Consider the following 13,491-nt stretch of genomic DNA (forward strand, 5'->3'; position numbering starts at 1 on the left):
CGAGTTCGCGATCGATGCGCGATCCATTCAGCGGTCAACAGGGACGGACATGAAGAAGCGTATTGTCATTATCGGGAATGGCATGGCCGGTACGCGGACGGTGGCAGAACTGGTCCACCGGGACCCGGAATCGCGCATCACCGTCCTTGCCGCGGAAGAGCATGCCGCCTACAACCGCACCCTGCTGACCGAAGTGCTGTCGGGGGTGGTGGACGAGGGCGAGATACCTCTCTCGGAGGACCAGGGAACGGCTACCGTGAAAACGGGCGTCCGGGCCGTGGCGATCAACCGGAAAAGCCGAACGGTCACGGACAGCACAGGAGGTGAGCACCCTTACGACGCGCTCGTCCTGGCCACCGGGGGATCGCCGCGCGTACCGGCGGGGATCGCGGGTCTTTTCGGGGAATCCGGGGAATTGGTGGAAGGCGCCGCTTGCTTTCACACCCTCGACGACTGCCGGCGCATCCTGCGTGCCGCCGAACCGGGCTCCCGCGCCGTGGTCGTGGGCGGTGGCGTGCTGGGCCTGGAAACGGCCCGCGCCCTCGTCAGCCGAGGGGCCGATGTGGAGGTGCTGCACGCCGACAAGACGGTGATGAATCGTCAGCTCGACCAGACGGCCTCGGACATCGTCGTAACGAAACTCACCTCCCTCGGCGTGACCGTCCATCTCGGCTCCACGATCACCCGCGTCGCGGGCGACCGGCGGGTGCGGCGCGTGCGGTTGGAGGACGGCACCTGGGTTCCCTGCGACCTCCTCGTCCTCTCCTGCGGTTTCGAGGCCAATACGGCGCTGGCCGCGGCGGCGGAACTCCCCGTCGGCAGAGGCGTACTCGTGAACGAGAGCATGCGCACCGCTGATCCTGCCGTTTACGCCATCGGCGACTGCGCGGAATTACGGGGCGTCGTCAGCGGACTGGTCGGCGAGGCCTGGCAGCACGCCCGAATCGCGGCGGAGGCCATCACCGGAGTGCGTGAGGAGTCCGCCCCCGCCACGATTCCCCCGGCCGTCACCCGTCTGAAGGCGCCGGGCATCGAACTGACCGTGATGGGGGAGTCCAACGCTCCCGAGGGCCCGAATGTGCACGCCGTCGAAGAGGCCGATCGCGGCGCGTACCGGCGGATCGTCCTGCGCGAAGGACGCATCAGCGGCGCCCTGGTGCTCGGCGGCGAGGAATCGGATGCCGCGCCGTTCATCGAGCACTATCACGCCGGTACCCAGCTGACGCAGGCCATGGTCATGCGTTTGTTGCGGCTGGAGGACATGGGGGTGGAGGAGGCAGCCCGGAAGGCGGCCGATATCGCCGTCTGTTACTGCAACAACGTCCCGCAGAAAAGGATTCTGGAGGCCTGGTCCCAGGGGTCGGTCAGCATCGCGGCGATCGCCCGCAGCACCAAGGCGACCACGGGGTGCGGCATTTGCCGCAGTAAGGTCGAGGCGTTGCTTGCCTCGGCCGGGTCGGCGGCCGAGTAACCACTATCACGGGGCGGCACGGGGCACGCTTCGCTACCCTCAGGGCGTACCGGAGGAGAACTCTCCTCCGGGGTCGCACGCGAAGGGTGTCACGATGGGGAGCGAGAAGATGGGACGCGAGAAGATGGGGCGCGTCATTTCCATTCCGCCCGGCGGTCGTCGGCATGACGGAAGGGAAGCCGACGCGGTGTCCCGGCCGTTGGCGACGCTCGGTCAGTCGGCCAAATTAGCCGATGTCTGCTATGACATCCGCGGACCTCTCGCGACGGAGGCAAAGCGCCTTGAACGCGAGGGTCACCGGATTCTCAAGCTGAACACCGGAAACCCCGCTGCCTTCGGTTTCGAGGCCCCTGCCGACATCGTGCTGGACATGCAGCGCGCCCTCGCCGAATCACACGGTTACGGCGACTCGCAAGGGCTGGTCGCCGCGCGCAGAGCCGTCGTCCAGTACTACGAGACCCGGGGCGTCGAGGGCATCGATATCGACGATGTCTTCCTCGGCAACGGCGCCTCCGAACTCATCCAGATGGCCATGCAGGCACTCCTGGACGACGGGGACGAAGTCCTCATCCCGTCGCCCGACTATCCCCTGTGGACCGCGTCCGTGAGCCTCGCGGGCGGCAAGCCGGTCCATTACATCTGCGATGAGAAAGCGGACTGGTACCCGGACCTCAACGACATCGAGGCGAAGATAACCGACCGGACCAAGGCCATCGTCCTGATCAACCCGAACAACCCCACGGGCGCGGTCTACGACGAGGCCCTGCTGCGCGGCATCGCCGAGATCGCGGGACGTCACCAGCTTCTCCTGTGCGCCGACGAGATATACGACAAGATTCTCTACGATGACGTCGAGCACATTCCGCTGGCCTCGATAGCCCCGGACCTCCTCTGCCTGACGTTCAATGGATTGTCCAAGTCCTATCGGGTATGCGGCTACCGCTCGGGATGGCTGGCGGTCAGCGGTCCCAAGGCGCACGCCAGGGAATATCTGGAAGGGCTGAACATCCTGGCCAACATGCGCCTGTGCCCCAACGTCCCCTCCCAGCACGCGGTCGCCACCGCCCTGGGCGGCCGCCAGTCCATCACCGACCTCGTGCTCCCCGGCGGCCGACTGCACGCCCAGCGTGAGACGGCCTGGAAGATGCTCAACGACATCCCCGGTGTGAGCTGCACCAAGCCCAAGGGCGCCCTCTACGCCTTTCCCAAATTGGACCCGTCGGTCTATCCGGTGGACGACGACGAACAGCTCGTCCTGGATCTGCTGCGCCAGGAGAAAATTCTCCTGGTCCATGGCAGGGGATTCAATTTGCCCACCCCCGACCACTTCCGGCTCGTCACCCTCCCCGACACCGAACAGCTGGCGGACGCCATCACCCGTATCGGCTCGTTCCTCGCCGACTACCGGAAGTCCTGAGCGGTCTACCGGAAGTCCTGAGCAGCACGCGGACCGGCACCAAGCCACGACCTGAAGATTGGCTAGGGATCAGGACACGGCAACGCTCTAACGTGATGGGCCGGGCCCCGATAGGCCCGGCCCATCCCCCTTACCCCAGAAGAGGCAGAAAGAGCATGAAATCCCCGAAGACGACGTCGCCAACCATGAACGGCATGGGGGTCTTACTGGCCGTGCTGGGCGTGGTGACCTTCTCCCTCACCTTTCCTGCCACGCAAAAGGCGCTTCCGTCCTTCAACGCCTGGACGATCGGCATCGGCCGTGCCGTCATCGCCGCCATCCCGGCGGCCATCTGGCTGATGGTCAAGCGGGTCCCCCGGCCGAGCCGGGAACACATGATCCCCCTCCTGCTCGTCGGCGTGGGCATCGTCGCCGGGTATCCCATCTTCACCGCGCTCGCCCTGGAGCACGTCAGCTCCGGGCACGCCGCCGTCGTCACCGGGTTGCTGCCCCTGGCCACCGCCGTGTTCGGCCGTCTGCGCGGGGAGCGCCCGAGCGCGCTCTTCTGGTGGGCCGCCGCCGCCGGTGCCGCCGTGATCGTGGCCTACAGCCTGCAGCACGGGATCGACGGACTCGCCCTCGCCGACCTGCTGCTCCTGGGCTCCCTCATCACCGGCGGCCTGGGCTACGCCGAGGGCGGCCGACTCTCCAAGATGATGCCGGGCTGGCAGGTCATCTCCTGGGGCCTGGTCCTCTCCCTGCCCCTCACCGTGCCGATCACGGCGGTGTCGCTCGCGGTGTCCCCGCCCCATGACATCGCGGTCCAGCCCCTCATCGGCCTCGCCTATGTCTCGCTCTTCTCGATGTTCCTCGGGTTCTGCGCCTGGTACCCCGGTCTGGCCCGGGTCGGCGTCACCCGAGGCAGCCAGATCCAGCTGCTCCAGCCCCTGCTGACCGTCGGGTGGGCCGCGCTCCTGCTGGACGAGTCGATCAGCGCCTGGACGCTGGCCGCCGCGGTCCTCGTCCTCGCGTGCGTCGGTCTGGCCCAGTGGGCACGGCTGTCCATGACGCCCCCATCCGCCAAGCCGGTCGTGGTGGAGAAACCGGTCACCGTAGAAACGTCATGACCTCCTTCGGAGACGTCCGTGCACTCCCGGTGCCGGTGCCGGTGCCGGTGCCGGTGGCGGCACCGGTGGCGGTACGGCCAGGGGAGCGCGCGGAGCCGCGCCCCCCGGCCGGCCGCACACACCCGCTCAGACACGCCACGGGCGCCCTGACCGCCGCCGACCGGCTCGAACGCAGCGGTCAGCGCGTCCTGCGGCTGCACAAGGCGGACCCGGTGGCCTTCGGGTTCCAGCCCCCGGGCAGCCTGGTCCTGGACGTGCACCGCGCGCTGGCGGACTCCCCGGGATACGGGCACCCCCAGGGCCTGGCCACCGCCCGCCGGGCCATTGCCCAGCACTATCTGAACGCGGGGGTGCCCCGCGTCGACATCGACGACGTCCACGTCGGAAACGGCGCCTCGGAACTCATCCTCATGGCCACCCAGGCCGTCCTGGAGGACGGCGACGAGGTCCTGGTCCCGCTGCCCGGCCACCCGCTGTGGACCGGAGCCGTCACCATGGCCGGGGCCACGCCCGTGCCCTACCGGTGCGACGAGCAGGCCGGATGGCAGCCGGACCTGGACGACCTGGAGCGCCAGATCACGGCCCGCACCAAGGGCCTGCTGGTCATCAACCCGAACAACCCGACCGGCGCCGTCTACGGCCGGGCGACGCTGCGCGACCTGGCCGAGGTGGCCCGACGGCACGGCCTGGTCCTGTTCACGGACGAGGTCCACGACAAGATCCTGTTCGACGACGCCGTGCACACCCCGCTCGCAACGATCGCCGACGGCCTCGTGTGCCTCACGTTCAACAGCCTCTCCAAGGCCTATCGGGTCGGCGGCTACCGGGCGGGCTGGCTCCTGGTCACTGGTCCGCCGCGCCGTACGAAACCGTTCGCCGAGGCCCTGGGCGCCCTCGCCACCCTGCGGGGCTGTCCCAACGTACCGGCGCAGCACGCCATCGCCCCCGCGCTCGGCGGGCGCGACGCCACCGCGATGACCCTGCCGGGCGGCCGCCTGGCGGAGCAGCGCGAATTGGCCTGGCGTGTGCTCAACGACGTGGGGATGCGCTGCGTCAAACCGCGCGGCGCCCTGTACGTGTTCGCCAGCCACCGCAAGGCGATGTCCCGCATCACGGACGACCGCCGTCTGATGCTCGACCTCTTGCACCAGGAAAACATCCTCGTGGCGCCCGGGAGTGACTTCGGCTGGCCCACCCCGAACCGTCTGCGTTTCGTGACGCTGGCCGATGCCGACACGCTCACCGACGCCATCATCCGCACGAGCCGATTTCTCGAAGAGTACCGGCAGTAACACCAGAAGAAAGGCACCACCCAGCACACCATCCCACCGCCCCTCGGCTATTCCGGAGAATTCATGAATGGCATATACGCCCATATCGATGCCGCGCTGCCGCGCCTGGAGGAGCTGTACCAGGACCTCCACGCCCATCCCGAACTCGCCTTCCAGGAAAAGCGCACGGCTTCCGTGGTGGCCGACCGGCTCACGCGGTCCGGATGGGACGTCACCACGGGTATCGGCCGGACGGGGGTGGTCGCGGTCCTGCACAACGGACCGGGGCCGGTGGTCATGCTGCGCGCCGACATGGACGGGCTGCCGGTACGTGAACAGACCGGGTTGCCGTACGCGTCCACGGTCACCGCGCCGGGCGAGGACGGCACCCACGTGCCCGTCATGCACGCCTGCGGGCATGACATCCATGTGACCTGCCTGCTCGGCGCCTGCGAGCTGTTCGCCGCGCACCGCGACGCGTGGCGGGGGACCGTACTCGCCGTCTTCCAGCCCGCCGAGGAGAGCGGGCTCGGAGCGCACGCGATGGTGGACGACGGCCTCTTCGACCGCTTCCCCACGCCGGACATCATCCTCGGCCAGCATGTCGGGCCCGGCCCGGCCGGGATGGTGGCCAAGATCCCCGGCACCGTGATGGGAGCCGCCGACAGCCTCACCATCCGGCTCTTCGGCCGTGGCGGGCACGGCTCCAAACCGGAATCCGCCGTGGACCCGGTGGTGATGGCGGCCTCCCTGGTCGGCCGACTCCAGACCATCGTGTCCCGCACCGTGCCCGCCCAGGAGTCCGTGGTGGTCACCGTGGGGTATCTACGGGCCGGTCTCACCGCCTCCGTCATCCCGGACGAGGCGCGACTCGGCGTCAACATCCGCACGTTCTCCCCGGGCGTGCGCCAGCAGGTCGTCGACACCATCAGCCGTTTCGCGAAGGCCGAGGCGCTGGCGGCCGGTGCTCCCCGGGAACCGGAGATCACCTCGCGCTACCAACTGCCCGCCACCGTCAACGAACCGGCCGCGACGGAGCGCGTCGCGGCGGCACACGAGGCCGTCTTCGGCGCCGACGCGGTGATCGCCATGGGGCCCAACACCGCCAGTGAGGACTTCGGGGTGTTCGGCACCGCCGCCGGGGTGCCCTCGGTCTTCTGGTTCTTCGGCGGCAACGACCCGGAGGAGTTCCACACCGCGCTGCTCAATGACCGGCTCGCGGAGGACATCCCGCAGAACCACTCCTCCGCCTTCGCCCCGGTCCCCGGCCCGACCATCGCCGCTGGGGTCCGGGCCATGACCGGCGCCGCCCTGGCCTACCTCGCGGCCCAGGCCGCCGAGGACGAGGCCCCCGCCGCCCGGCTCAGCTCCCCGGCGTAGGGCCCGCGCCCCGCACACGACGTCGTCCCGCGCACCGGTGAGTGCGCGGGACGACGTCGTAGCGGTAAGGGAGGGCCGTTACCCCTGCGGCACCAGGGCCCCTATGGAGGAGAATTTCGAGTGGCCGTCGATCGGCCGCCGCACGAAGGAAGAACCGGTCTCCTCCTCCGTGCCGACATAGAGCCAGCCGAGGCACTGCTCGTCCGCGCCGATGTCCAGCACCTTGCGCACCTCGGCGTACTCGGTGGCCGGGCCGGTCCGCCAACTGCTGCTCCAGCCCCGGTCGTGCAGCAGCAACACCAGCGTCTGGATCGCACAGGCGGTGGCAGCCAGCTGCTCCCAGCGCGGAATCCTCGGGCGGTCCTCCGGCCGGAAGACGATCGTGACGAGGAGCGGAGCCCGCAACGCCTTGTCGACCATACGCTCGCGCGGCGTCCCGCCCTCCGCGGAGTCGGCCATCGCCTCGCCGAGCGCGCGCCGGGCCTCGCCGCGAAGATTGATGAGCCGCCAGGGTGAAAGCCGTCCGTGGTCCGGCGCCGTCCCGGCCAGCGACACCAGCTCGGCCAGTTCCGCGTCCGTCGGCGCCGGTCCCAGCAATCGGGCGCCGCTGCGCCGGGTGATCACGGCTTGCGCGACATTCATCGTCCACCTCGTATTCTCACCGGCGGTTTCACCGCCTACACGAAAGCAACCGCCCCGGGAGAGACGGTTGAACGCTTCCATACTCGGCGTAAACCCTTCCGCTGAGGAGGCAGGGCGCCTGTCTCATAGCGGCCATGACCGGTTCCGCCGCCGGACGGCGAGGCGGCGAAAACGGAATCGCGACACAGCGGGCTGACATTCCCCTTACGCGAAGAATCGTTGCGCTGCTTCAATACCCGCTATCAAGGCGGTGACATCCTCGGCGGTGTTATACACATAGAAGCTGGCGCGGGTGCTGGCGGGAATGCCGTAGCGGTCACAGATGGGCCGGGCGCAATGATGGCCCGTGCGCACGGCGACACCGTAGTCGTCCAGGACCTGTCCCACGTCGTGCGGGTGAATCCCGGCGACGGTGAAGGACACGGTGGCACCGCGGTCCTGAGTGGTGACGGGGCCCACCACCGAGACGCCCTTCAGCCCGGCCAGACCCTCCAGGGTCAGCCGCGTCAGCTCCGCCTCGTGCGCCTCCACCGCCGTCATCCCGAGGGTGCTCAGGTACGTGATCGCGGCGGCCAGGCCGACCGCCTGAGGGGCCAGCGGAACGCCCGCTTCGAAGCGCTGGGGCGGCGGCAGGAAGGTGGTCCGGTCCATCCGCACCGTTTCGATCATCGAACCACCGGTGATGAACGGAGGCATCTCCGCCAGCAGCTCCTGGCGGCCCCACAGCGCGCCGATCCCGTTGGGGCCGAGCATCTTGTGGGCGGAGAAGACGAGGAAGTCGGCGCCCAGCGCGGTCACGTCCAGCGCCTGGTGGGCCACCGACTGCGCCGCGTCCACCAGTACCAGTGCTCCGACGGCGTGCGCCCGGCTCGCCAGCGAGGCGATCGGGTTGATCGTGCCGAGGACGTTCGACTGGTGGGTCACCGCCACCAGCTTGGTCCGCTCGCCGAGCGCCTGGTCGAAGCTCGCCTCGTCCAGGCGTCCTTCGCCGGTGATCGACGCCCAGCGCAGCGTCGCCCCGGTCCGCTCGGCCAGTTGCTGCCACGGCACCAGATTGGCGTGGTGCTCCATCTCGGTCACGAGGATCTCGTCGCCGGGGCCGAGCGTCAGCGGGGCGCCGCTCGGCCGCGTCGCCGACGCGTTGCTCAGCGCGTAGGCCACCAGGTTGATCGCCTCGGTGGCATTGCGGGTGAAGACGACGTCCGATTCCTGAGCGCCGAGGAACGCGGCGACGGACTGCCGGGCGGACTCGTACGCCTCGGTGGCCTCTTCGGCCAATTGATGAGCGCCACGGTGCGCGGCGGCGTTGTGCCGCAGGTAGAAGTCCCGTTCCGCGTCCAGCACTTGCAGGGGCTTCTGCGAGGTGGCGGCCGAATCGAGGTAGACGAGGGGCTTGTCGTCCCTCACCCGTCGGTCGAGGATCGGGAAATCCTTCTTGATGCTCTGTGCGTCTAAGCGGGCCGTTGGGGCCGAATGCGCGTTGATCTGACTCTCCTTGTCGGTCGTGGTGTCAGGCGACCCAGTGGGGGCTGGCCGCCGTGCTGCACAGCGGCCCGTCGGCCAGGACGGACGCCAGGCGCCGCACCGCCTCCTCCAGTGTCTCGGGGGGAAGCGTGTAGGGGATGCGCAGACGGTTGTCGTGCGTCCCCGGGTCGGCGCCGAACCGGGCTCCGCCCTCGATGCGGACGCCCTTGGCCAGCACCCGGTCCGCCAGCGACGAGGCGATCGGCTCGCCCAGATCCACCCAGAGGGACAGGCCTCCGGGCGGTACCTGCGCACGCCACTGCGGAAGATGGTGGGCCATGGCGGTCAGCAGCGCGGCGCGCTGAAGCCGGATCTGCGCGAGCCGGGGCAGCAGGATCTCGTCCGTCCGCACGATCAGCGAGGTGGCCAGCAGTTGGTCCATCACCGAACCGGCCATGTCCATGCTGACGCGCAGCTGCGCCAGCTTGGTGATCAGCCGCGGGGTCGCCCGCAGCCAGCCGATGCGCAGGCCACCCCAGTGGCTCTTGCTCATCGACCCCACGGTGATCACGTGCTCGGCCTTGCCGGGTCCGGCGTGGGCGACGAACGGCGGCGGCGCGGGCACGTCCAGGGCGATGTCGGCGAGCGTCTCGTCGATGATGAGCCAGGTCCCCGTACGGCTGGTGGCCCGCAGCACTTCGCCGCGCTGCTCGTCGGGCATGAGACAGCCGACGGGGTTGTGGAAGTCGGGAATCAGATACGCCAGCCGCGGCAGTGTCTGGCGCAGCGTGGCCTGCAGTATCTCCTCGTCCCAGCCGGACTCGGCCACGGGCACGGGGGTGGTGCGCAGCCGGGCGCGGCGTATGGCGTCCAGCGCGTTCGGGTACGTCGGGTTCTCCACCAGCACCCGGTCCCCACGGGAGGCCAGCAGGCTCAGGGTCAGCACCAGCCCTTGCTGGGCGCCCGAGGTCACCAGGATCTGGTCGGGCAGGGTCGGGACGCCGCGCTGGGTGTACCGGTCGGCGATGGCGGACCGCAGCCCGAGCAGCCCGAAGGGGTGGTAGCCGGGAGTGTGCACATGCTGCGTGAGCAGGGGCCCGCACTGTGCGAGCGCTTCGGTCAGCATGGTCTCGGGGAGGCCGAGGGCGGCTGCCGCCAGGTCGATGTTCTCGTCCTCGGGGGACAGCGGCTGCCGGGCGCCGGCCGGCCGCAGACCGTCCGGCAGCATGGTCCAGGTCCCGGAACCCCGGCGGCTGCGGGCGTATCCGCTGCCGCGCAGCAGATCGTAGGCCGCCGTGATGGTCGGGCGGCTGAGGGTGAGGACCCCCGCCAGTTCGCGCTCGGCGGGAAGCCGCACATGAAGGGCCAGACGGCCTTCGAGGATCAGCGACCGGATGGCCTGAGCGAGATGCCGATAGGCAGGTCGGCTCTTGGACAGATCGGGTAAGAGCGCTGCTAATTGACGGGGGGTGACGGACCTGCCCGCGGAGTCGGCCATGGAAGTGTCAGGCATGCCATCTTCCCTCAGTTGGGCTCGAGTCACGGGCACAGCCTAACCACTCGGCTGGCCGTTCACCCCGGAGCGACGAATGGCCAATAAGGTCGGCTCCTTCCCGCTCGGGAACCGGTGTCCCGAGCAGAAAGGAGCCCATTTAAGACGAACCGTTATAAGGGATCAGGTGACCATGGCGGCCAGCGGAGTGGGGAGCAAGGGGTCCAGAATCAGGGCCACGCCCAGCGCCAGCATCGCCGCTCCGGTGACCATCGCGACGCGCTGTCCGGCCCGGAGCACGCGTTCGGCGAGGAACAGCAGCGTCAGCGCCCCCATCCAGATCACGTTGTGCAGCCCCACCGCCACCTGGACCAGCATCAGGGCCCAGCAACACCCCAGGCAGTACAGGCCGTTGAGCGCCCCGGCCTTCAGGGTCCCGATCCGTCCCGCCGCGAAGTCGTGGGTCAGGACGAAGGACAGCGGGCTGCGGCACACCGTCAGACACCGGGTCTTGAGGCCGGTGAACTGGAAGAAGCCCGCCATGGTGATCACAGCCCCGGCCCCGGCCACCGCCCAGGTGCTGCCCTCGCTGACCGGCAGGAGCCACCGCTTCAGCGCCACCAGGAGCAGCGGCACCAGACCGGAGACCACCCACACCACCAGATAGCCGGTGATGAAGACGGCGGTGTCCACCGCGCCCTGGCGCCCCTTGGTCCGGGTGACGAACCGGTGCGCCGCGACGAGGGGGACCGCCACCGGCACCATCATGGCGACCACCATCCCGGCCCACATGGCCAGGAACATCAGCGCCTCGGCCAGCGACATGACCGGCGTGGAGGTGCCGTGCTCCATCGCGTGGTGTCCGGCGTGCCCGGCCATCGGCGGCGCCATCCCCGGCGCTGTCCCCGCGCCCGTCCCCGGCATGGACGGCATGCCGCCCGCGGAGTACATCCACCACCAGGCGAGCCCCGACACGGCGACCATCCACACACCGGTGGTGAGGGTCAGGCGCCGGATCACCCGCGCCGGGCTCGCCGTCACTCCTCGGACCCCATTTTCATGGGCCCGAAGTCGGCGTGCACCAGCGGCCAGTCCCATCCCAGGTCGGGATCGGAGAAGCGGCTCTCGGTCTTCGCCAGCAGCCGTTCTCCGCCGAAGGACATCAGCGCGTTGTGCACCGCGATCGGTGTTTCGCCGTCCCTGCCGAGAAGCGGCTTGACCGGGATCGTGCTGGCCCGGCCCAGCTGGAAGTACGGCTTCTCACCGGAGTCGTCCAGCTCGATCGGGACCCGGCGGATGCCCTTGAAGTCCTCGACGAGGGTGAAGAGCAGGGCCAGCAGCCCGCCCGCCTTGCCCGTGAGGATCTGTTCCATGGCCGCCGACTGGGCCTCGGGCGTGTCGTCGCCGATGTACACGGCGACCTTCAGACCGCCGTCCCAGACGTGTTTGACGGTGCGGTACGCGACGCCCAGCTTGCAGCCGGTGAGGTCGACGTCGCCGTAGAAACCCTTGTCGACGATGCCGACGCCGATGGCATCGCACGAGCCGTGCGTCGGCGCCTCGGCGAACCAGCAAGGACAGGGCGTACCGCAGTTGCAGGCCCCGGCCAGCCGCCCTTCAATCGACCATTCCATAACGTGTGTCCACTGCCCTTCCATATCGCCCAGTCCGCCTGGGGCGTGCCACGAGGGGCTGGGTGCCGTGGGAATGGCCCACGGCACCCAGCGGGCTGTGCGTTGACGTTTCCGCTGTGTCAGGCGCCTCGGCGCGGTGCCGTCAGGCGGCGGGCGAACCCGCGAGCGCGGCCTCACTGGCGCGCGTGGCCTCGTAGGCCTCGGTGAAGTACATGGTGAACAGCTTGTAGAGGTGGTCGAAGTGCCCCAGCAGGCGCTCGACGTCCGCGTCCGACTCCACCAGCGACATCAGGGTGTTCCACACGTCGCCGGTGTGGTCCTCGTCGATGTCGTAGTTGACGTGCGTCCGCGCGCCCCGGACCTCGTCCTTGCCCAGGGTGCTCTCCAGGTTGTCCAGCCAGTCCGGCTGGGTCTTCCGGGTGGTGTACTCCAGGAAGTAGCTGCTGGCGATGGCGGCGAGGGGGGTGCCCTCGAACTCCTGGCAGTAGAGGAAGTAGCCGTTCAGCAGCTTCGTCGCCAGGAACGGGTCGGTGGAGTACACCTCGTCCGGCTTGACGCCGAGCCGCTCCAGGTCGGCGAGGAACAGCTTGTCGTGCAGCATCTCGTCGTCGGTGTACTCGGCCCATTCCTTCGCCGCGGCCGGGTTGTGCAGCGTGAAGTAGTGGATGGCGTGGGCGTCGATGGTGCGCTTGCGGCGGATGCGCAGGATGGTCTCGATGGTGTGCCGCTTGTAGTACGCCATGTCGACGTCCGAGGCCTTCAGGAAGTGGGTCGCGTACGGGACCTCGTTGTAGAACTTCTTGATGTAGCTGTTGAGCCTCTCGTCGACCTGCTTGCGGAGCTCCGGACGAATGATCTCGGTGTCGGACATGGCAGTCGAACTCCTTCGCGGACTATGTGTGGATTGCTTCTTGCGTGTGACGAGTGACGAGTTACGAGTTCGTCCCGGAGGACGCCGGGACGCGGGGGCTGCCGAGGATTTCTTCCGTCGAGAATTCCGTCTTTCCGGCCGCTGCCGCCTCCAGCAGCGTTCCGAAGCCGTAGCCGGAGAGGCGGTCCACCACGTCTTGCAGATCGGCCACGATGGTGTAGTAGTCGTCGCCCCGCTCGGGCACCGAGTACGGACCGGCGACGACCTTCGCGCCCGATGCCTCGAATCCGGAGACCTTTCCTCCCCGGCAGTACGAGACGACCTTCCGGATGGGCAGATTGACCTTCGCCCACTGGGTCGCCCACCCGAAGAGCAGGCGGGAGTACGGCAGGTCCCGGCCCCGGCTCGGAACCGAGACCAGTCGGCCCAGTTCCCACACCGAGGGATCGCCCTTGAGGTCCTCCGGGAGGAGACCCAGCTCCTCGATCTCCGTGACGCAGGCCGTGACCGGGACTATCCGCAGTGAGGCGCCAATGCGGTCCCCTTTGTGCAGCGTGAATACCTTGCCGTGCACATCGCGGTCCTTGTCGAGCCACCAGAAATCGCTCTCCGGGAAACGAGGCTCGTACCGGACGAGGCGCAAGGCATGGGCCTCTGCGAGATCCCCGATGTTCTCAACCAGCGAGAACCTGTAGAGGTCGTCCATTTCTCCCCAATCGAATCTGTCAGAGCCACCTATTCGG

The 13,491-nt window shown here is 68.8% G+C and carries 12 protein-coding genes; 5 read left to right on the forward strand and 7 right to left on the reverse strand.

Annotated elements, in window-relative coordinates; all coding sequences use genetic code 11:
* The first annotated feature begins 49 nt into the window (after positions 1–49).
* The 5 genes from ACZ6CL_RS25625 to ACZ6CL_RS25645 all read left to right on the forward strand — a co-directional run bounded on the left by ACZ6CL_RS25625 (position 50) and on the right by ACZ6CL_RS25645 (position 6,645).
* Positions 50–1,471, forward strand: a complete 1,422-nt coding sequence (locus tag ACZ6CL_RS25625) for an FAD-dependent oxidoreductase (RefSeq protein ID WP_468939209.1) — start codon at positions 50–52, stop codon at positions 1,469–1,471.
* A gap of 94 nt (positions 1,472–1,565) precedes the next feature.
* Positions 1,566–2,888, forward strand: a complete 1,323-nt coding sequence (locus tag ACZ6CL_RS25630) for a pyridoxal phosphate-dependent aminotransferase (protein ID WP_468939211.1) — start codon at positions 1,566–1,568, stop codon at positions 2,886–2,888.
* A gap of 194 nt (positions 2,889–3,082) precedes the next feature.
* Positions 3,083–3,994 (forward strand): DMT family transporter, encoded by a 912-nt coding sequence (locus tag ACZ6CL_RS25635; protein ID WP_468939213.1) that lies wholly within the window; start codon positions 3,083–3,085, stop codon positions 3,992–3,994.
* Positions 3,991–5,286 carry an aminotransferase class I/II-fold pyridoxal phosphate-dependent enzyme gene (locus ACZ6CL_RS25640; protein WP_468939216.1) on the forward strand — a complete coding sequence of 432 codons (1,296 nt, stop codon included), beginning with the start codon at positions 3,991–3,993 and terminating at the stop codon, positions 5,284–5,286. The genes ACZ6CL_RS25635 and ACZ6CL_RS25640 overlap by 4 nt, the downstream gene beginning before the upstream one ends.
* 63 nt (positions 5,287–5,349) lie before the next feature.
* A complete protein-coding gene (locus ACZ6CL_RS25645) occupies positions 5,350–6,645 on the forward strand; it encodes an amidohydrolase (protein WP_468939219.1) in 1,296 nt (431 codons plus the stop codon).
* A 78-nt stretch (positions 6,646–6,723) separates the two neighbouring features.
* Here ACZ6CL_RS25645 and ACZ6CL_RS25650 read toward each other — a convergent pair whose 3' ends face one another.
* The 7 genes from ACZ6CL_RS25650 to ACZ6CL_RS25680 all read right to left on the reverse strand — a co-directional run bounded on the left by ACZ6CL_RS25650 (position 6,724) and on the right by ACZ6CL_RS25680 (position 13,454).
* Complete coding sequence (locus ACZ6CL_RS25650) at positions 6,724–7,287, reverse strand: nitroreductase family protein (RefSeq protein WP_468939221.1); 564 nt, start codon at positions 7,285–7,287, stop codon at positions 6,724–6,726.
* A gap of 204 nt (positions 7,288–7,491) precedes the next feature.
* Positions 7,492–8,772, reverse strand: coding sequence for an aminotransferase class V-fold PLP-dependent enzyme (locus tag ACZ6CL_RS25655; RefSeq protein ID WP_468939327.1), 1,281 nt, complete (start codon positions 8,770–8,772; stop codon positions 7,492–7,494).
* 25 nt (positions 8,773–8,797) lie between these two features.
* Positions 8,798–10,264, reverse strand: a complete 1,467-nt coding sequence (yczR, locus tag ACZ6CL_RS25660) for a MocR-like transcription factor YczR (RefSeq protein WP_468939223.1) — start codon at positions 10,262–10,264, stop codon at positions 8,798–8,800.
* Between the two features lie 162 nt (positions 10,265–10,426).
* Positions 10,427–11,284 (reverse strand): DUF2182 domain-containing protein, encoded by an 858-nt coding sequence (locus ACZ6CL_RS25665; RefSeq protein WP_468939225.1) that lies wholly within the window; start codon positions 11,282–11,284, stop codon positions 10,427–10,429.
* Entirely contained in the window at positions 11,281–11,877 is a 597-nt protein-coding gene (locus ACZ6CL_RS25670) for a DUF1326 domain-containing protein (RefSeq protein ID WP_468939228.1), read from the reverse strand. Before ACZ6CL_RS25670 ends, ACZ6CL_RS25665 begins: the two co-directional genes overlap by 4 nt.
* Positions 11,878–12,019: 142 nt before the next feature.
* Positions 12,020–12,748, reverse strand: coding sequence for a hypothetical protein (locus tag ACZ6CL_RS25675; protein ID WP_468939231.1), 729 nt, complete (start codon positions 12,746–12,748; stop codon positions 12,020–12,022).
* Between the two features lie 61 nt (positions 12,749–12,809).
* Complete coding sequence (locus tag ACZ6CL_RS25680) at positions 12,810–13,454, reverse strand: hypothetical protein (protein WP_468939233.1); 645 nt, start codon at positions 13,452–13,454, stop codon at positions 12,810–12,812.
* Positions 13,455–13,491 lie beyond the last annotated feature (37 nt).

The sequence above is a fragment of the Streptomyces sp. NPDC041200 genome (assembly GCF_055591805.1).

What these genes read in the sequence shown, in the direction of transcription:
- yczR (WP_468939223.1), bottom strand. Translation starts at nt 10,264, where the DNA reads ATGCCTGACACTTCCATGGCCGACTCCGCGGGCAGGTCCGTCACCCCC.
- ACZ6CL_RS25640 (WP_468939216.1), top strand. Translation starts at nt 3,991, where the DNA reads ATGACCTCCTTCGGAGACGTCCGTGCACTCCCGGTGCCGGTGCCGGTG.
- ACZ6CL_RS25680 (WP_468939233.1), bottom strand. Translation starts at nt 13,454, where the DNA reads ATGGACGACCTCTACAGGTTCTCGCTGGTTGAGAACATCGGGGATCTC.
- ACZ6CL_RS25675 (WP_468939231.1), bottom strand. Translation starts at nt 12,748, where the DNA reads ATGTCCGACACCGAGATCATTCGTCCGGAGCTCCGCAAGCAGGTCGAC.
- ACZ6CL_RS25650 (WP_468939221.1), bottom strand. Translation starts at nt 7,287, where the DNA reads ATGAATGTCGCGCAAGCCGTGATCACCCGGCGCAGCGGCGCCCGATTG.
- ACZ6CL_RS25670 (WP_468939228.1), bottom strand. Translation starts at nt 11,877, where the DNA reads ATGGAATGGTCGATTGAAGGGCGGCTGGCCGGGGCCTGCAACTGCGGT.
- ACZ6CL_RS25630 (WP_468939211.1), top strand. Translation starts at nt 1,566, where the DNA reads ATGGGGAGCGAGAAGATGGGACGCGAGAAGATGGGGCGCGTCATTTCC.
- ACZ6CL_RS25625 (WP_468939209.1), top strand. Translation starts at nt 50, where the DNA reads ATGAAGAAGCGTATTGTCATTATCGGGAATGGCATGGCCGGTACGCGG.
- ACZ6CL_RS25645 (WP_468939219.1), top strand. Translation starts at nt 5,350, where the DNA reads ATGAATGGCATATACGCCCATATCGATGCCGCGCTGCCGCGCCTGGAG.
- ACZ6CL_RS25635 (WP_468939213.1), top strand. Translation starts at nt 3,083, where the DNA reads ATGGGGGTCTTACTGGCCGTGCTGGGCGTGGTGACCTTCTCCCTCACC.